16 protein-coding genes, 1 other RNA gene and 2 pseudogenes are annotated in these 18,637 nt (G+C 37.8%); 12 read left to right on the top strand and 7 right to left on the bottom strand.

Annotated features, from left to right (window positions below):
- Positions 1 to 45 precede the first annotated feature (45 nt).
- The gene (locus tag F948_RS08645) at positions 46 to 909 is read right to left on the bottom strand and encodes a YbgF trimerization domain-containing protein (RefSeq protein WP_004962751.1); all 864 of its coding nucleotides are present in this window, start codon (positions 907 to 909) and stop codon (positions 46 to 48) included.
- Between the two features lie 325 nt (positions 910 to 1,234).
- On the opposite strand from F948_RS08645, the gene ffs reads away from it, so the two are divergent.
- Positions 1,235 to 1,331: signal recognition particle sRNA small type (ffs, locus tag F948_RS16060), an RNA gene on the top strand.
- A 10-nt stretch (positions 1,332 to 1,341) separates the two neighbouring features.
- On the opposite strand, the gene F948_RS08640 is transcribed toward ffs, so the two are convergent.
- The 4 genes from F948_RS08640 to F948_RS08625 all read right to left on the bottom strand — a co-directional run bounded on the left by F948_RS08640 (position 1,342) and on the right by F948_RS08625 (position 4,194).
- Positions 1,342 to 1,824, bottom strand: coding sequence for a regulatory protein RecX (locus tag F948_RS08640; RefSeq protein ID WP_004962748.1), 483 nt, complete (start codon positions 1,822 to 1,824; stop codon positions 1,342 to 1,344).
- Between the two features lie 46 nt (positions 1,825 to 1,870).
- Positions 1,871 to 2,917, bottom strand: coding sequence for a recombinase RecA (gene recA / locus F948_RS08635; protein WP_004962745.1), 1,047 nt, complete (start codon positions 2,915 to 2,917; stop codon positions 1,871 to 1,873).
- A gap of 160 nt (positions 2,918 to 3,077) precedes the next feature.
- Positions 3,078 to 3,506 carry an RNA-binding S4 domain-containing protein gene (locus tag F948_RS08630; RefSeq protein WP_004962742.1) on the bottom strand — a complete coding sequence of 143 codons (429 nt, stop codon included), beginning with the start codon at positions 3,504 to 3,506 and terminating at the stop codon, positions 3,078 to 3,080.
- Positions 3,490 to 4,194 (bottom strand): HAD-IA family hydrolase, encoded by a 705-nt coding sequence (locus F948_RS08625; RefSeq protein ID WP_004962740.1) that lies wholly within the window; start codon positions 4,192 to 4,194, stop codon positions 3,490 to 3,492. The genes F948_RS08630 and F948_RS08625 overlap by 17 nt, the downstream gene beginning before the upstream one ends.
- Positions 4,195 to 4,205: 11 nt before the next feature.
- On the opposite strand from F948_RS08625, the gene F948_RS08620 reads away from it, so the two are divergent.
- The 3 genes and pseudogenes from F948_RS08620 (at position 4,206) to F948_RS08610 (ending at position 8,735) form a co-directional block, all read left to right on the top strand.
- Positions 4,206 to 5,063, top strand: a complete 858-nt coding sequence (locus F948_RS08620) for a 3'(2'),5'-bisphosphate nucleotidase CysQ family protein (RefSeq protein ID WP_004962737.1) — start codon at positions 4,206 to 4,208, stop codon at positions 5,061 to 5,063.
- A 53-nt stretch (positions 5,064 to 5,116) separates the two neighbouring features.
- Entirely contained in the window at positions 5,117 to 5,848 is a 732-nt protein-coding gene (locus F948_RS08615; protein ID WP_004912000.1) for a histidine phosphatase family protein, read from the top strand.
- A gap of 187 nt (positions 5,849 to 6,035) precedes the next feature.
- Positions 6,036 to 8,735, top strand: a pseudogene (locus tag F948_RS08610) (M66 family metalloprotease).
- A gap of 110 nt (positions 8,736 to 8,845) precedes the next feature.
- Here the strand turns inward: F948_RS08610 and rpsT are convergent.
- Positions 8,846 to 9,112 carry a 30S ribosomal protein S20 gene (gene rpsT, locus F948_RS08605; RefSeq protein WP_004639414.1) on the bottom strand — a complete coding sequence of 89 codons (267 nt, stop codon included), beginning with the start codon at positions 9,110 to 9,112 and terminating at the stop codon, positions 8,846 to 8,848.
- 213 nt (positions 9,113 to 9,325) lie between these two features.
- Between rpsT and F948_RS08600 the strand changes: the two genes are divergently transcribed.
- The 4 genes from F948_RS08600 (at position 9,326) to F948_RS08585 (ending at position 11,780) form a co-directional block, all read left to right on the top strand.
- Entirely contained in the window at positions 9,326 to 9,991 is a 666-nt protein-coding gene (locus F948_RS08600; protein WP_004962725.1) for a Rossmann-fold NAD(P)-binding domain-containing protein, read from the top strand.
- 12 nt (positions 9,992 to 10,003) lie between these two features.
- Positions 10,004 to 10,516, top strand: coding sequence for a ribonuclease E activity regulator RraA (gene rraA, locus F948_RS08595; protein WP_004962721.1), 513 nt, complete (start codon positions 10,004 to 10,006; stop codon positions 10,514 to 10,516).
- 12 nt (positions 10,517 to 10,528) lie between these two features.
- A complete protein-coding gene (locus tag F948_RS08590; protein WP_004911986.1) occupies positions 10,529 to 11,317 on the top strand; it encodes a glutathione S-transferase N-terminal domain-containing protein in 789 nt (262 codons plus the stop codon).
- A 109-nt stretch (positions 11,318 to 11,426) separates the two neighbouring features.
- Complete coding sequence (locus F948_RS08585) at positions 11,427 to 11,780, top strand: hypothetical protein (RefSeq protein WP_004962718.1); 354 nt, start codon at positions 11,427 to 11,429, stop codon at positions 11,778 to 11,780.
- Positions 11,781 to 11,857: 77 nt separating this feature from the next.
- On the opposite strand, the gene F948_RS08580 is transcribed toward F948_RS08585, so the two are convergent.
- On the bottom strand, positions 11,858 to 13,384 hold the full coding sequence (locus F948_RS08580) for an acetyl-CoA C-acetyltransferase (RefSeq protein WP_004962714.1): 1,527 nt from the start codon (positions 13,382 to 13,384) through the stop codon (positions 11,858 to 11,860).
- A 224-nt stretch (positions 13,385 to 13,608) separates the two neighbouring features.
- On the opposite strand from F948_RS08580, the gene F948_RS08575 reads away from it, so the two are divergent.
- From F948_RS08575 to F948_RS08560, 4 genes and pseudogenes are all read left to right on the top strand, one after another.
- Positions 13,609 to 15,000, top strand: a complete 1,392-nt coding sequence (locus F948_RS08575; RefSeq protein ID WP_004962711.1) for a 3-oxoacyl-ACP reductase — start codon at positions 13,609 to 13,611, stop codon at positions 14,998 to 15,000.
- A 68-nt stretch (positions 15,001 to 15,068) separates the two neighbouring features.
- Positions 15,069 to 15,923 carry a MaoC family dehydratase gene (locus F948_RS08570; protein WP_004962709.1) on the top strand — a complete coding sequence of 285 codons (855 nt, stop codon included), beginning with the start codon at positions 15,069 to 15,071 and terminating at the stop codon, positions 15,921 to 15,923.
- A 79-nt stretch (positions 15,924 to 16,002) separates the two neighbouring features.
- Positions 16,003 to 17,256 (top strand): serine hydrolase domain-containing protein, encoded by a 1,254-nt coding sequence (locus F948_RS08565; RefSeq protein ID WP_026057349.1) that lies wholly within the window; start codon positions 16,003 to 16,005, stop codon positions 17,254 to 17,256.
- Positions 17,257 to 17,623: 367 nt separating this feature from the next.
- Positions 17,624 to 18,605: pseudogene (locus tag F948_RS08560) on the top strand (metalloendopeptidase CpaA); the annotation flags it as partial.
- Positions 18,606 to 18,637 lie beyond the last annotated feature (32 nt).

Genomic DNA, 18,637 nt, shown 5'->3' with positions numbered 1-18,637 from the left:
AACCAGTTCAAATGAACTGGTTTTTTTATAGGTAAAAGTTTTAAATTACTTCTTCTGAATAAATTTTGCTTCTTCTGTTTGTGGGTATTGGCTTATCAGCTTGTTTTTATACTGATTTGCTAGAGCTGTGTTTTTGTCCACTTCTTTAGCAATGCTATACAGTTGGTAAATCGCTCTTGGTGCCTTAGCCGAGTTTGGGTAACGTGTAGCCACGATATTGTAATTCTGTTTTGCAGCTTTATAGTCAACAGGCTCTACAGCTAGATAAAATTCAGCTAACCAAAAATATGCATTTCCAACATAAATACCATTCGGATGATTTTTAATAAAGTTTTGCATCGGTTGGATCGCTTTTTTTGCTCCACCTTGTTTGTAAGCATCTAAAGCAACGGTATATGCGGCTTTTTCTAATTCGATTTGAGCGTTTGTCGTATTCGTGGTTGCAGTATTTTGTGTTGCCTGTACCACAGGTGTAGATGTTGAATTAGAGGTATTTTTAGGGGAATCTGGTTGTATTGTATTGGCTGGGGAAGGCGGTTCTGATTTTGGTGCTGCTGCAGCTTCTGCTGTTGACTCTGTTGTAGCTTCCGTTGTTTCTTCAGGTGGATCAATTTTTTGTGATAAAAGTTCTAAGCGTTGATCTAAGTCTGTATATCGATTAGCTAATTCTTTCTTTAATAGTTCAATAGAGTTTTCATGCTCTTCCAATTGACCACGTAATCTACGAACTTCTTCTTCGAGCTTCTGATTTTTCTGAATCAAATCCCAGTTTAGATTTGTGCTTACGGGTGCTGAAGTTGTGTTGTCATTAAATTGTTGGCTTAACGCACGAGATTCAATAGGAATATTTGCATACAAATGTGTACTGCTAAGTAGTGCAATAAAAATTGCAGAATGCTTTTTTAGCATGAAAATTCATCCATAAAGTTGAAAATAAAGCTGTGGGGTGAATAAGCTTTGTTTTTTACTTGAGACACACCAAACAAACATTTTTAGATTTAGCCATTAAAACAGCAACACATTTAAATGCAATACGTGTTTACAATCTTCAAGCACTTTTGGAGAAAATACGTTTTGTTTTGTATAAACATTAAACAAATTATAATGTTCTCAACGAGACAAAAAACATAGTTGGTGTTGATTTAAGCAGTTGAATCAAAAACTGAATTAAAAATGGAGACAAGCCTTGCAACTCCAATAAAAATCTCTATACTTTGTTAGGCAATGGTAGCCCTGCTGGTAGCTTCGCAATTGTACTCTATGAACCCCGCCAGGACCGGAAGGTAGCAACGGTAGTAGATCTATGATGTGCCGGAGTCTTGCTGGTAGGGTTGCCACCAATTATTCTTCATCGCTCGTTCGAGCAATCGCTTTCATAATTACACTCATATCAAATCCTCTATACTGCAAAAATCGAATTTGTTTTGCCTTGATCTTCTGATCTTTTGAAACCTCAGTACCAAATTTTTTGACTTTTAGTTGATATGCTTGTTCTAACCAATCAACTTCTTTTAACTCTTCTGTAATAAGCTCTTCATCTAATTGTTTTGCTTTCAAAGCTTGTTTTATGCGTTGTAGACCTTTTCCTTTGCGTATTTGACTTGCTAAGGTTTGCTCAGCAACACGTTGATCGCTTTGATAGTTATTTGCTGCTAGCTCTTCGATGAGTTTTGCAACTTCATCAGGATTAATCGCATATTGATTTATTTTTGCTATAAGTTCAGCTTGCGAATAATCGCGACGAGTTAGTAAGGCAAATGCATAAGAGCGAAGTCTTTGGCCTGTGAGTGTTTTAGGTTTTTCTGTTTTCTCAGAATTAAACAAGTTTTATATCCTCATGAAAGAAAAACGCCCCGAAGGGCGTTTCAGTTTAACTTTCTAAAAAATCTGGTTCTTCTACATCTTCTGTAGGTGCTGCTTCAGGATTGTTTTTGGTGAGTAATTGCTCGCGAACAACCTTCTCAATTTCAGCAGCAATTTTCGAATTCTCTTCAAAATAACGAATTACGTTGTTTTTACCTTGTCCGATTTTGTTGCCTTGGTATGAGTACCATGCACCCGCTTTTTGAACAATATCTTGTTGTACGGCGAGGTCTACTAACTCACCTAGTTGATTAGTTCCTTTACCGTACATGATTTGGAATACTGCTTCGCGGAAAGGAGGTGCCATTTTGTTTTTTACAACTTTGACTTTAGTTTCAGAACCAACGATTTCATCGCCTTCTTTAACTTGTCCAATACGACGGATATCTAAGCGCACTGACGCATAGAATTTAAGTGCATTACCACCTGTGGTTGTTTCTGGACTACCAAACATCACACCAATTTTCATACGAATTTGGTTGATGAAGATCACCATACAGTTAGAGCGTTTTGCGTTACCAGTGATTTTACGTAATGCTTGGCTCATCAAACGAGCTTGTAAGCCCATATGAGAGTCACCCATTTCGCCTTCAATTTCAGCTTTTGGTGTTAATGCTGCAACTGAGTCGACAACGATTAAATCAATTGCACCTGAACGAACGAGCATATCTGCGATTTCAAGCGCTTGTTCACCATTGTCGGGTTGAGAGACTAGTAGGTTGTCAATATCAACGCCTAATTTGCGTGCATATTGTGGGTCAAGCGCATGTTCAGCATCGATGAATGCACAAGTACCACCATTTTTTTGACATTGAGCAATTGCTTGCAATGTCATTGTTGTTTTACCAGATGATTCAGGACCATAAATCTCAATAATACGACCTTTTGGTAATCCACCAATACCTAAAGCGATATCTAGTGTTAATGACCCTGTAGATACAGCTTCAACTGCTTGTACAGTATTGTCACCTAAGCGCATCACAGTGTTTTTGCCAAATTGTTTTTCAATCTGGCTTAACGCAACTTGTAACGCTTTACTTTTATTATCATCCATCTCAAAACCTCAAAACTTTATATTCTTAACGACTAACCCAAGTGGATGTATTGAATCTCAACTTGTTGGGACTTGAGTATAGTGGCAGATTCTAGTTGTTTATTCTACATCTGACCTGCGTCAATACGACACAAGATGACGCACCTTAAATTAGAAAAAATTACTCATCATGATAAGACCATGATTGAACATTTTCTTGTTTAAAACGATTGATATCACGACGATCTTTTTTGCTTGGTCGATGATCAGGTCGGGCTAGATTATGCAATTTTCGTTGCGATGCATGCAACTCTCTACGCTCAATACTTTCAGTTGTTTCTTCATAGAGTAACTGAGCCATAGGAGCACCGCCACGTATAGACGATAGGGCTTTGACGATGACAGTTTTCTTGTCAAATCCTTGTTGAATGGTCAGTTCCATTCCAACCCGAACATCTTTGGATACTTTGACGCGTTCATTATTGTGATGAACTTTACCACCTTCAATGGCTGCTTTTGCGATGGAGCGTGTTTTGAAGAAACGAGCAGCCCAAAGCCATTTATCAATTCGCATGGCTTCCATGCTTTCTGGTTCAAGCTGTTTTGGCATCTGTTACCTGTAAATGGGTTTCTAGACAATCAAATAAATCAGTGAGTTCATCAAGTGCGGGGTAAGGAAGTTCATTGGAATTCCTTGCAGCTTTGCTACTTGATGGTTGTAATATGCTAAATAGTTTTGAAATTCCAAAACTTTCTGCACCTTTCAATACGGCAACTGTATCATCAATAAAAATTGCTTTCGTTGGATCAAATGGATGCAGTTGCTGAAGTTCACGCCAAAAAGAAACATCTTCTTTTGCGTATCCTAATTCTTCACTACTTATCATAAGTTCAAAGTAAGGGCTCAGTGCAACATTTTCAAGTTTTAGCTGTAATCCTGCTTTATCCGCGTTAGTCAGTAACCAACAACGATAGCCTTTTTGTTTGAGTTGTTCTAATAATTCAAAGCAACCGGAACGCGCTTTGATTTTTTCTCGATGCTCGTATTGGAGTTGCAAAACATCTACTCCAACTTTTGTAGTCCAGTACGCAGAAGAATACCAAGATAGTGTATGCTTATGTTGTTGGTAAAATTGAAATAGTGTCTGTTTACTCTGTTCTAGAGTGCATTGATGTACTTGAGCATGGCGTTCAGGTAGACACTCATTCCAAATAAAATCATCAAAGGCTAAATCGAGTAATGTGCCATCCATGTCGAACATGGCAATAGGCTTTTGCTGTAAATCTGAATATGACATAAGGTTGGTCTATGTTTATAAAAACGCTCGCTCCACAAGATGACTTGATTATGCAACTTGTTCCAATTATGGCGCAGGCTAGTCAAATATTGTTGGAAGAATACCAAAGTTATTGTGCTGGTTGCGAGTTTAATATTCAGGAAAAAAGTGATGATTCTCCTGTGACTCAAGCTGATCTAAAGGTAAATCATTTTCTACTCAAGCATTTGGCAACGATAACACCGCAATTACCTGTCTTATCTGAAGAGAGTGATTATTCTGAGCGGAAGTCATGGAAAAAATGTTGGATGCTTGATCCACTAGATGGAACGAAAGAGTTTATACATGAGCGTGATGAATTTACGACTAATTTAAGTTTGATCGAAGACCATCAGACAACTTTTGCGATTATTGCAGTGCCTTGTGAACAGGTCATGTATATCGGTTATCGCAATCAACTTCCTTATAAATACAGTTTTAGCCGTAATGAATGGTTTCAATACAAAATAGAAGAACATGACTTAAGTACGCCTCTCCAAATTGGATTAAGTCACAACAGTAAAAATCCTAAATATCAAAATTTTATTCAACCATTACTCAAACATCGTGCTGTTGAGCGACGTGAAGCTGGTAGTGCCTATAAGTTTTGTATGATGCTTGAAGGTGATATTGATATTTATCCACGGTTTCATCCAACATCGGAATGGGATACGAGCTCAGGTCAATCATTATTAGAAAGTATTGGCGGTGGTCTACTGACTCTAGAAGCTAAGCCATTTTTGTATAATCAGCGAGATACTGTTCTTAATGGTGGCTTTATCGCATTTAAAGATCAGTACTGCAAAAAAATTGCATATGAAGCATTACAGCATTCTGGGATTTTAGATTGAGAGTTATATTACCCATGTTATAGTGGGTTAAATTTTTATATTACATAAATATTATGGCGCTACATTTATTGCCTAAAAGTATGTTTGAAGCTGTGGATTTATTGCCAGACACTTCAACGCCAGTCACCTTATTTACACGTCATTCATTACGAGAACTTGTCAATGGACAGGGATTTGCTGGTTATGATTTGCAGTTGACTGAGCAAGGGCGAGAGCTTGCATATGCTTGGGGGCAATATCTCATACAAAATACAGATCGAGCTATACATCACTGTATTTCTAGTCCTATCCAACGATGTGTTGATACGGCAGCCTTAATGATAGAAGGTGCTGATCAGTTACGTAAGGGTGAAAACACTCATACGATAGAGATTGTTGAACAGCGATTATTGGTTGAGCCAGGTAGTTTTGTATTAGACATTCAACAAGCTGCACCATATTTTCGTAAACAGGGTGCATTGGGGTTTATCAATAGTTTTGTGAATAATGCTTTGCCTGGCATGAAACACCCTATTACAGGTGTATTTGATGTACTTGAGTTGCTTTATCACACACATCCAACACATCAAAATGGTTTAAGTATTGCTGTTAGTCATGACACTATTTTGGCTGCAATTGTAGCTGTCATTTCAGGTCAAACAGAAATTCAACAATCAGACTGGCCAGATATGATGGAGGGATTATTTGTTTGGTTTGAGGGTGAGGATTTTGCAAATAGCAAGTTAAAATGGATTTGGCGTGGTCAAAAACAAGAATTATTAATTAAAGATTTTAAAGAAAAATAACTAACCCTTAGAGCCGACTAGATCGCGATAACTAAATCTTTAGATATTTTACGATATCCTAAATTTATATTTTTTATCTTTTAGTAAAGATGATATTATTTTTAAATGCATGATTTTATTAATATTAATTAATAATCGTAAACTTATCTTTATTGATAATTTATTACGGTTTATTGGGGGAAATGTGATGTGTTTAAAACTTAAATATTTGTCATTATCTGTTCTTGCAGCAATGTTAAGTGCTTGTGGCGGCGGAAGTGGTGGTGCTTCATCAACAGAAAGTAATATGGGGTCAGGAAGTTCGGGTGATTCTCATCCATCTTTTTCTGAAAAATACCCTGAGCCAGCAAAAGATGTTATCGATGATACGGTTCTTGGTTTTTATGATTACGATAAATTAGGTTTAGCTCGTACTTTGAGGAATGATTTGAATGGAAGCTTTTCAGCTATGATTCAATTTGCTCAAAGTCATGTGGTTAATCCAAAAAATAATGAAAAAGATTACATGCCTCGTTTAACCTCTGAGAAAGAGGCACTTTTATTAGTGACACCATTAATCGAGATGGGGAATATTCAATCTTTAAAAGCTGAAATTTATCAGGGTAATCAATTGCTGAGAACGGTAGATTTAGATGATCCATCTCGTTTGGCTGCATCTGATCAATCAAATAATGATGGACGACCACAGGTGAACTATTCAAAACGTGCTTGGAGCACTGCTTTGAATTGGAATGAAGTTAAAGCTGGTTTGCATATTCGAATTATTGATCCCTTAACTAATCGTAGTGGTGACTTAGCAGAGATAGATATTGATTTTGCCGCTCCAGGTGAGTTAGTTGTGCAAAATATTCGTTTGGGATTACTTACCGATCCACCTCAGTCTAACGGTCACTATATGCTGTTAGAATCAGCAAAAGCAGGAACAGATTATTTTCAGACTATTCCAGCTGCTCGAATGATTGTCACCTAATATGACGATTTAAAACTCGATAAAGTCATGGTTGCTAGAGGGGTAATTTATGATGCTGCCAGTGTAACGACTGGTGATGTCTATAGTGGTGATATGCGCGAAAATACGGCAAAGTCAACATTTGGGGTAGGTATTAATCTAGCAAATTGGGGAATTACCAGTGCCTCTATGGCGAGTCAAGAACAGCCTCAACTGACACAAAGTGTAGTTACACATCATGCTCGCGGTAAATACAGTAATGGTGACGTCACGCATGGTTTGAGTGGTGGTAATCGAATGCTAACACTGATTGACTCTGTAGGTAATGAGTTTAGTCATGAGATTGGACATCACTATGGTTTGGGACATTATCCTGGTTCCGTGAATAATAATATGTTTTGGGCTGCACATCATGCAGATAGTGGCTGGGGATATATCGCCTTTAGAAATAAAATGCGTGGTAATCTCAATTGGACATCGACAAATCTTGGAGATGGTAGTAATGGCGTTCCAAACTTTTTAAATAAGTATGCTTATGGTTGGGATGCGATGTCTGGTGGTTCGACTGCGAGTTCGATTTCGAAATATACACATTACACAGGCTATAGCACGTATCTCAAGATTCAACCTGCCTTTGATCGTTATGTCTGGGATAAAAACTCACCAACTGGTTATAAAAAGTGGAATGCTACAACACGAGCTATGGAAGTTGCACAGCCCAAAGTACCGAACTCTGGAAATGTTTGGTATGACTCAGCTGATGGAAATTACTTAAAGCCAAGATTATTCGGTGTTCCTGTTTATACGATTCTGGGTGGATATGATCCTGTAAATCAAGTGGGTTTAATTTATCCAGCTGCAAGAGGGAATTGGGGTAATGTGTTTAACTTGCCTCAAATCAATCCAAATGATTCTACGGCAAGTTGTTGGTTAAATATTCGATTTGCATCAAATGAGCAAAATATTGCTCTAGCACCTCAACGTATGAATACGAATAGTAATGCCAATAAGTTCCATATTAATGTGGCTCAAAGTGAATCACCACAGCAAGTAGATTTGTATTGTAGAAAAGCCAATCAAAAAGCAGTTTTACTTTCAACAATAATGATTCCAGCAAACAATGTACAAATTTCACCTTATGCAGAAATTGGTAAAAATGTTGGGTATTCAGCATTAAAACAAATTGAACTTCCAGTACTTGAGCAAGCTCTTTTGGAAAATGCTACAAGACCCGTGGTGAATTTGTCAGCTGATAATAAATTGTTGTTCGATTCATATCAAAAATTCAAAGATCAGCTTTCGATTGCAGCGCAGAACGAAATGAATCGTTATACCCAACAGCAAAACACGCTGTATCGTTTGAATCGCTGGATGAATGTATATCGCTCTGATTTAGTGAATCTAAATGCTGATGCAGTTAACGCTTTTCATGTTTTCCTAGATAAGCTCGAACTGAAAAGTGATTTTAATTTGGGTTCTGCGATGAGTTTAATGAATCGAACAAATTGTTTAAAAGCTGAAAAACTTGAAAATGGTCAATTCAATGCATTTATTAGTGGTGCTTCTGGTTGTATAGGCGATGACTCAGAAAAATGGGTTTACGATGCATTAGGAAAAATTCACAGCAAAAAATATATAGATCAATGCTTAGCAACTACTTCGGGTAATGTAATTAATTTACAGCCTTGTAATAACAATCAAACTAATCAAGTTTGGACTACCGACATGAGTGCTCAAGCGATTAAGCAGGCTAATCAATGCTTTGATTTGGAGGGTGGTTATCTGACGAATAATCGTGCACGCTTAATTCGCTATCGTTGCACAGGAGGAGCTAACCAGAAATGGACGATTCCAACTGCTAATAATAGTTTGATTCTTTCAGGTCTAACGGCTAAGAATTTAGTATTAACGACAAAAGTATTTGGATTAAACGAATAGCTTATACATAAGAAAGGGGTGGTAGCTCTGCCTCTTTCTATTATGATAAAATTTGAAAATCAAGAGACAATAAAAAAGCCCGAAAATCGGGCTTTTTTATGTGCAACAAATTAGTTAGCTAATGCTTTAATTTGAGCGTTTAAGCGGCTCTTGTGACGAGCAGCTTTATTTTTGTGGATGATGCCTTTGTCAGCCATACGGTCGATTACAGGTACAGCTGTTTTGTAAGCTTCAGAAGCTACAGCATAATCACCAGCAGCGATCGCATTTACAGTACGTTTGATGTAAGTACGAACCATAGAACGCAAGCTTGCGTTGTGTTTACGTGCTTTAACGTTTTGACGAGCACGTTTTTTAGCTTGAGCAGAGTTTGCCACTCGTGCACTCCTTGAAAATAAGTTGGTCTGGGCGGGCTGAAGTTAAAACCAATAAAATATTAGCAACATTCACCAGCCCGTAAACAAGTGCCATATTTTGAGGAAACTACGCCCCGAAGTCAAGCCTTGTGATACTTTTAAGTACATTTAACAGGTGATTATCTTGCAAGAAAACGTTACATTAGTCCAAGTGATAACTTGAGCGAAATAAAAATGAAAATAGGTGCGAAGAAGGCAATTATTATTGGTGCGACAGGTTTAGTCGGTTTGGCTTTGATTGAACAATTACAATCGTCTGATGACTTTGAATCAATCACGGTGGTTGTTCGTAAAAAAACTGATAAATTAGATGCTTATACTAAAGTGACGCAGTTCGTTCTTGAAGATTTTTTATTACTTAATGACGAAGATGTAAATGGTTTTACCCATGCTTTTAGCTGTTTGGGAAGTACGATCAAACAGGCTGGTTCTAAAGATAAATTTTATGCAATTGATTATGAAATTAATGCGCATTTTGCAGATTTAATTCAAGATAAAAACATTCATCTGTTAATTGTTAGTGCGCTTGGAGCGAATGCTAATTCGCCGATTTTTTACAATAAGGTAAAAGGTCAGTTAGAAGATTATTTGAAAAAATTGTCAATTTATAAGTTATCGATCTTTCAGCCTTCTTTGTTGATTGGAAAACGCAGCGAAGTTCGTTTATTGGAAGATACAGCGCAAACACTGTTTAAGCTTGTAGAAAAAACGTGGACTAAACCGTTTAAATATAAGCCTATCAGTGCAGAACAATTGGCGCATACTATGGTGATTGCAGCTCAAACACAATCAGCAGCATTTAAATTATATGATAATTTAGCGATTCAGCAGACCCAATAAAGGAGAACTTTTGTGACAACAGTATCTTTCGTTACCTGTGACCTATTAGATGATAATCCAGATAAAGAGTTGCAAGTTGTAACACCTTGCATGGATGGTAAATTTTTTAAGAGCTACGGCGCACGTAAGACGTTTGGTGGTCAGATCGTTACCGTTAAATGTTATGAAGATAACTCTCGTGTTAAAGAACTTTTAGCGACCGATGGTACGGGTAAAGTCTTGGTTGTTGATGGTGGTGCATCAATGCGTTGTGCTTTGATGGGGGACTTAATTGCTGATTCGGCTGTAAAAAACCATTGGAATGGGGTGGTAATTTATGGTTGTGTACGTGATGTCGATGCAATTGCGGAATTAGACTTGGGTGTGCATGCATTGGCTGCAATACCGCAAAAAAGTAATCGTAAAGGCATAGGAGAAGTAGACATCACATTGTATTTTGGTGGTGTGACCATCAATTCTGGCGATTATATCTATGCAGATAATAACGGAATTGTGATTGCCAAAGAAAAACTAGTCGACTGCTAAAAGGATAACAGTATGCTTAAAATGGTGAGCCATCAGTTTAAAGTTTTACAATCAGTAGCTGCAACACTTATCGAAGGTGGGCGTGGTGTGTCAGGAACACCATTTCCGAATCAGCCTGAAAAACCAATCAAGCTATATGAATTTGAAGGTTCACCATTTTGCCGACGTGTTCGTGAAGTTATTACGCTTCTGAATTTGGATGTTGAAATCTATCCATGTCCGAAAGGTGGTGAAAAATACCGTCAAATCGTAAAGCAAAAAGGTGGGAAAAAGCAGTTTCCATTTTTAATTGATGAAAATACAGGTGATCAGTTATACGAATCACAAGACATTATTCATCATTTATTTAAGCATTATGGAAAAACGGGACAAACTCCAAAAAAATATAGTCATTATCCTAAATTACCGTATGTTTCGACTTTGGCTACTGTTGCAAATGCAGCTCGTGGTGTTTGGATTAATAAGAAAATTATTAATCGCCCAGCGCCAACGGAGCTTTTAGAGCTATGGAGTTTTGAGGCTAGTCCGTATACGCGTTTAGTCCGTGAAGTATTATGTGAATTAGAATTACCTTATGTGTTGCACAATGTGCCGAAAGAGCGTTGGCAAGATATGGGTCCTGCGATTTTGCGTTTAAAACCAGGAAAATATATTCCACTACCAAATGGTAAGCGTGAAAAGACTGTTGAAATCATGGGGCGTGATATTCAGGTTCCATATTTGGTTGATCCGAACACGGGTGTGAAAATGTTTGAGTCAGCTAAAATTGTTGAGTATCTAAAGAAACAGTACGGACAATAAATATTGAAAAAGCACCTTCAAGAAGGTGCTTTTTTTATCATTTGGTTGTTGCACTCATGATTGTTTTGCAGGTTAAATACTTTAGTTAATATTGTGATGTGATCAACTAATGTTCAGTCAGTTATCTAGTTTATTCAAAAGCTCAAAAGAGACACCAGAACAATTGTTTTTGAAAGAGCATGCTTTAGCCTTTGATAAGGAGCATGGTGTTATATTGAAGGGTATAAAACTGAATGAATTGGGTTTTCGTCTGGAGTATTTTTCAAATCGAAAATTAGATCACTTTGATGATTTGGCAAAGTTGTTTGAAATCAGTCCACAGATAAATGAAAAAATTGATTTAGAAATTTATTCGCAACGTTTTGTAGAACGCTTGGGGAATACAGAAGAAAATCTCAAAGAGTTCAAAGAAATGATCAAAGTTTTGAATGATTATTATGTGAAATTTCAAAGATCAAGATAAGCCAATATGTCCTTATGAATAGTAGTATAAAAAAAGCTGAATCAGATGATTCAGCTTTTTTGTGGGTAATCTAGCAATTATTTTTCAATAATAGCAGTTACACCTTGACCACCAGCAGCACAGATCGAAACTAAGATACGACCTGAACCTTTTTGGTTTAAGATTTTCGCAGCAGTGGCGATGATACGACCACCAGTTGCAGCGAATGGGTGACCCGCAGCTAAAGAAGAACCTTTAACGTTTAATTTGCTACGATCAATTGAACCTAAAGGTGCATCTAAACCTAAACGCTCTTTACAGAATTTCTCATCTTCCCAAGCTTTCAAAGTAGAAAGTACTTGTGATGCAAACGCTTCGTGGATTTCATAGTAGTCGAAGTCTTGAAGTTTAAGACCAGCACGCTCAAGCATACGTGGAACTGCATAAGCAGGAGCCATTAATAAGCCTTCTTTCTTGCCAACGAAATCAACCGCAGCAGTTTCAGTGAAAGTTAGGTAAGCAAGAACTTCATGACCATTTGCTTTAGCCCACTCTTCAGAAGCTAAAAGTACGCATGAAGCACCGTCAGTCAGTGGAGTAGAGTTACCCGCTGTCATGGTTGCAGCTTCGCCCTTGCCAAAAACTGGTTTTAGTTTTGCTAATTTTTCAGCAGTAGAGTCAGCACGTAAGTTGTTGTCACGGTTTAAACCCAAGAATGGCGTGATTAAGTCATCGAAGAAACCTTCTTCGTATGCTTTTGCCATTTTTTGATGAGAAGAAGCTGCTAAAGCATCTTGATCTTCACGGCTAATGCCCCACTCAAGAGCAGTAATTGCCTGATGGTCACCCATTGAAAGACCTGTACGTGGCTCACCATTTTTCGGTGCATCCATCAAATCTTTAACATTGATTTTTTTCAATGCTTTAAGGCGGTCTTTACCTGTTTTAGCGATGTTCAGCTCAAGCAAAGCTTTACGTAAACCGTCACCTAAAGCGATCGGAGCGTCAGATGTAGTATCAACACCACCAGCGATACCTACTTCAATTTGACCTAGAGCGATTTTGTTCGCCACAAGGAAAGCTGCCTGTAAACCAGTACCACACGCTTGCTGAATGTCATAAGCTGGCGTTTCTGGTGCAAGTTGAGTGTTTAAAACACACTCACGAGTCATGTTGAAGTCACGGCTGTGTTTTAATACTGCACCTGCAACCACTTCACCTAAACGTTGGCCTTGTAGGTTAAAACGCTCAACTAAGCCGTTTAATGCCGCGGTGAACATATCCATGTTTGAAGCAGTGAAATATGCGCCGTTTGAACGTGCGAAAGGAATACGGTTACCGCCAATAATGGCAACACGGCGAACAGTGTTTTGGCTCATGCTTTTATCCTGTTGAACAGAAGGTTTGGTTGTTTTAGCTGGTGCTACTTTTGTAGATGTAGAAGAAGCAGTGCTTTTTGTACTACGACTGGTAGAACGAGGGCGAGTCGTTTTAGTTGTCGTACTTGCTGCTTTAGGAGTTGCGTCAGCACTTTTACTTGGAGTAGAAGTTGCTTTTGATGTATTTGACACAGTCTCTTGAGCAGAATTCTCGACTGCTGGATTTTCTTGAGTTGTTTTGCTCATAAGGCTTTTCCAAGCATAATTGCGATATTCTTGCTATAACCATAGCATATTTCCAATACTGCTGTATTGACTAGAATGACGCTTTAGACCACATTCAGGTCAAGACATCCAGACATGAAGTCAAGTATGATTTATTGTGAGTCAATCAAACATTGGTTTCATGTTATTTTGCTGACATGGTTTAGATGTTTGTAAAAAATTCATTTGTATGAGAGATAATAATCATGACCGATCAATACCAAGCATTTACACAATCACCTTTGGGTAAATTTGTTGTAAAAAATTTAGGTTTACCATCGCCAGCTGCTCTAGATCGTTTTGAAAGTGGCCAACCTGTTGTAAATGGTGCCGTATTGCTTGGCGCAGCACCTTCAAGCACGATTTCCGCTTCTATTGCACAGGTTCTTAGTAATATCCATGCAGATAGCTACGTAGGCAATAACGTTGAATTACAGCAAACTGCTGCAAAAGTAGGTTTAAACCTTCGTCCTTTGAATGCAGATGATAAAGAATCTAAGTTTAAAGCAGTTGTATTCGACGCTTCTGGTATCCAAAATTCAGAACAATTAAAAGAGTTGTACAACTTCTTTAATCCAATCGCTCGTCAAATCTCAAGTTCTGGCCGTGTAATTGTAATTGGTACAACACCTGAAACAGCTAAAACAGTAAAACAAGCGATTGCTCAACGTGCGCTTGAAGGTTTTGTGAAGTCTGTTGGTAAAGAATTCAAAAAGGGTATCACTGCTCAAGTGGTTTATGTAGATCAAGGCGCTGAAACAAACTTGGAATCTACTTTACGTTTCTTAATTTCACCACGCTCTGCTTATGTATCTGGTCAAGTGATTCGCGTATCTAAAGCAGATAATGTTGACCTAGATTGGGCTAAACCTTTAGCGGGTAAAACTGCTTTAGTTACTGGTGCAAGCCGTGGTATCGGTGAAGCGATTGCAAATGTATTGGCACGTGACGGCGCGCATGTAATTTGTTTAGATGTTCCACAACAACAAGCTGACTTAGAGCGTGTTGCTGGTTCTATTGGTGGTTCAGTATTGGCAATCGATATTACTGCTGCTGATGCAGGTGAAAAAATCAAAACTGCTGCTGCGAAGCAGGGCGGTTTGGACGTGATTGTTCACAATGCTGGTATTACACGTGACAAAACTTTGGCGAATATGAAGCCTGAGCTTTGGGATTTAGTGATTAACATTAACTTATCTGCTATCGAGCGTGTTAATGATTACTTACTATCTAATGATGGTTTAAATGCAAATGGTCGTATCGTTTGTGTATCATCTATCAGTGGTATCGCTGGTAACCTAGGTCAAACGAACTATGCTGTTTCTAAAGCAGGTGTAATTGGCTTGGTTAAATTTACTGCACCAACTTTGAAGAACGGTATTACAATCAATGCTGTAGCACCAGGCTTCATTGAAACTCAAATGACAGCTGCGATTCCATTTGCGATTCGTGAAGCGGGTCGTCGTATGAACTCAATGAACCAAGGTGGTCAACCAGTCGATGTAGCTGAAGCGATTGCATGGTTTGCTTCAACGGGTTCAACAGGCGTAACGGGTAATGTTGTGCGTGTATGTGGTCAAAGTTTACTAGGTGCTTAAGCATTAGGGTTTTGAAGAGGGGGTGCGATAGCATCCCTTTTTTATAGAAAAATATCAAAAGGTTAACTATGAATACTCGTCATTTTAGTGAATTACCAAAGCCTTACTTAGCTTATCCAAAAGTTATTCAAGGTCTTATCTTTAAAAAGCCAAAAGGCGAAAAAGTATTACCACAAGTTGAATACGTGGTTGATACTCTTAAAATTGATACGAAACATTTAGAAAGCTATAACGAAATTTGTGGTTTCAAAAATGATGGTTTCGTGCCAGCAATTTACTTAGCTGTGTTATCTCAAAGCTTACAAATGCATATGATGACCAGTGAAGCATTTCCATTTGCAATTTTGGGTTTGGTGCATATTCGTAACCAAATTAAACAAACTCGTAAAATTGGTGTGAATGAGCAAATTACGCTTTCTTGCAAATTTGGTGAGCTTAAACCACATGATAAAGGTTTGCAGTTTGATTTTATCACGACTGCAAAAGTAGGTAGCGAAGTGGTGATGGAAAGCTTAACGACTTATTTGTCTCGTCAAAAGGTTGAGAAAAAAGCTGCTGAAAAATCTAAAGAAGCTCAAGAACCTTCATATCAACCTCAAGCTGAATGGAATATCTCTGAGAATACTGGTCGTCGTTATGCGATGATTTCTGGCGATTTTAACTTGATCCATATCCATGCTGTTACAGCAAAAGCATTTGGTTTTAAACAAGCGATTGCACACGGGATGTGGAGTAAAGCAAAAGCTTTGGCGAACGTTCAACTTCCAGATGCTTATGAAGCGGATGTATGGTTTAAATTGCCTATGTTCTTACCATCTACAGTTGAATTTTTAACTGCTACAGATGCTAAGCAAACTGATTTCCTGATCCGTAACGTGAAATCGAAAAAACCTCATGTCGCTGGGACTGTAAAAGCAATTTAAGATGTAATTTTCATTGAGATCTATCTTTTCTGTTCGCAGGAGAGATTTTCTTAAAAATAATATTATAAGGATGTGTGCTTTGATTAAAGAATTTCTTTTTGCCAATACTGAAAACTACCATGGCACTGTTGATGAACGATTCAAAGATTTAGCGACTCAATTTAGCCGATTCCAAGATGCTCGAAGCCATGAAGGCGGAGCTGCTTTGGTTGTGTATTTCCAAGGTCAAAAAGTTGTTGATATTTTTACTGGTAAGAAATCACAAAATGAAGCTTGGCAAGCTGATACTTTAGCAATGTGTTATTCAACGGGAAAAGGGATTCTAGCGACTCTTGCACATATCTTGGTCAGTGAAGGTCTATTAGACTATGATAAGCCAATTGCAAAATATTGGCCTGAGTTTGCTCAAAACAATAAAGAAAATATTACCTTGCGTCATGTCCTTTCACATCAAACTGGTTTATTTGATATTCGTAATCTCATCGAGACCGCAACAGAAATGCTCGATTGGCAACATATGTTAGATGTTGTAGCTGCTGCGACACCGAGATTTGCAGCAGGACAAAGTTATGCTTATCAACCATTAACCTATGGATGGATTCTTGGTGGTGTAATAGAGAAAGCAGCCAAGCAACCTTTAAGTTGGTTGATGCAACGTTATCTAGTCCAACCTCTTGAATTAGATGGTGCTTATTTTGGAACTCCGACTAGTGAATTAAGTCGAGTGGCTCGCTTATTGGAAAGACCGAAACCTGCAACATCAGCTAAACCTCATTCCAAAAAAGACAAGCAACCACGTAAAGCCTCATTGTCTGAAAAATTATTAGAATTATCTGGTCAAAGCCCGCAAGATTTTCAGGATGCCATGATTCCAAAAGGTATGCGGAATTTTAGTTTTTATAGTGATGAAGGATTGCAAGCTGTTATTCCAGCAGCAAATGGCGTATTCACAGCGAATAGCCTTGCTAGAGTATATGCAATGCTTGCAAATAAAGGACAATGGAAAAATCAGCAACTGATTCGCCCAGGTGTATTTGAGCAGTTAAGTACAGTTCAAACCACTTCACGAGATCGTGTTATGCCAATTCCGATGCACTGGCGTTTAGGTTATCATCGTATTTTGACGATGGGTAAACGTGCACCACATGGCTTTGGACATGTCGGCTTTAATGGTTCTGGTGCTTGGTGTGATTCAGATCGAGAGCTTAGTTTTGCTTATACACATAATTTTAATATTACCTCCGCAACAGGAGATTATCGTTTGTGGGGGCTAAGTCAAGAAGCTTTACGCTGTGCAGATGCAGTGATTAAAGGAAGAAAAGGGTGGTTTTAACCACCCTTTTTTTATTATTAGAACATTAAGCTGCTTCTAGTTTCTCTTAGAAAACAACTCATTTTCAATCATAAAGTATGGCTGCTTATAATTAATAATTGTTAAATAAAACTTAATAAATAACTGCATCGTGTGCGCTATTAGACATTGTTTTTATGATTTTAGATTTAGTCCTAATTAATCAAGTTAAGCTTGCAATAATTGTAGGTTTTTGAAGTAAATTTGAACGTATATGCAAAAAATATAAAAATATATTTAAAATAAGTTTATGATATATATATTTATATAGTGAAAAAATAAACTTTATTGATGTGGTTGGTTTTTGATATTGTTAATCGTGCAGAAAAAACACAAAAAGGATTATTATATGAAATTTGGATTAAAAGCGATCTGTTTTGCTGGGGTGATAGCTGCTTCTGCTGTGTATGCATCAACAATTTTATCTCCAAATCAGATTAACAATACAGGTAATATCCCAAGCGGATACAGTGACTTAACTTTTGTATTGTCGAATGGAAATTGGGTAAAAAATGTTTATTTGCCGACGACTGCTAACCATCTTGATAAAGTGACGATTCAATCAAGTGCAGCTTATAAAAGTTATTTAGATACATCGAATACCAATTTGCCGATTGAAGTATTAGAAATCCAAAGTGGTGATAGTTTTCAATTTGTATACGATGCAAACTTAAAGAAGTGGTTAGTCCAGCTCAACACAGTTAGCCCAGTGAGTGGTTCACAATATGAGCAAGTTGCACTCTCAACAGCAAAAATTCAGCATGTGCTTATTGCTGATGGTAAGTGGGCAGGCACAGTTGCATTACCTTCGAACGTAAATAATGGCACTTTGGTTCAAATTACTTCAACTGCTGGCTATCCATCACAGTTAGCAAAAGATAATTTACTTTTCCCGAGCAGTTTTAACTTAAATAAAGGCACTGAATATTGGTTTAAGTACAATTCAGCATTACAAAAGTGGGTGCCTGAATATATTAAATCATTGAAATTAAATGTGAAGAATATTGGTAGTTCGCTTAGTAGTGTAATTAACTGAAGTAAGTTTTGGTGATGCAAATTGGGTTCCAAACTTCACGCTACCATCAACTGCAAATGATCGAGATCGTGTAGTCATTAAGTCCTCAGCGACTTGGTCAGCAAAAATCGCAAATACTCATGTAAATACTGCAGCTACCTTAACTTTGAAAAAAGAGGATCAGTATGAATTTATGTACGTAAGTGATCGTGCGCACTGGGTATTAATGTCATCTCCGATCAAAACAATCGATGCAAATACAACTATTCCTTCAATTTTACCTAGTATGAGTGAGCCAACTTTAAAGGTAAAAATTGGACTGCTCCCAGTATCCTAGACATGAGACCG

The sequence above is a fragment of the Acinetobacter junii CIP 64.5 genome (assembly GCF_000368765.1).
GTDB lineage: Bacteria > Pseudomonadota > Gammaproteobacteria > Pseudomonadales > Moraxellaceae > Acinetobacter > Acinetobacter junii.
The sequence above is the reverse complement of the archived record's forward strand: the minus strand, read 5'-3'. Positions and strand labels throughout refer to the sequence as shown.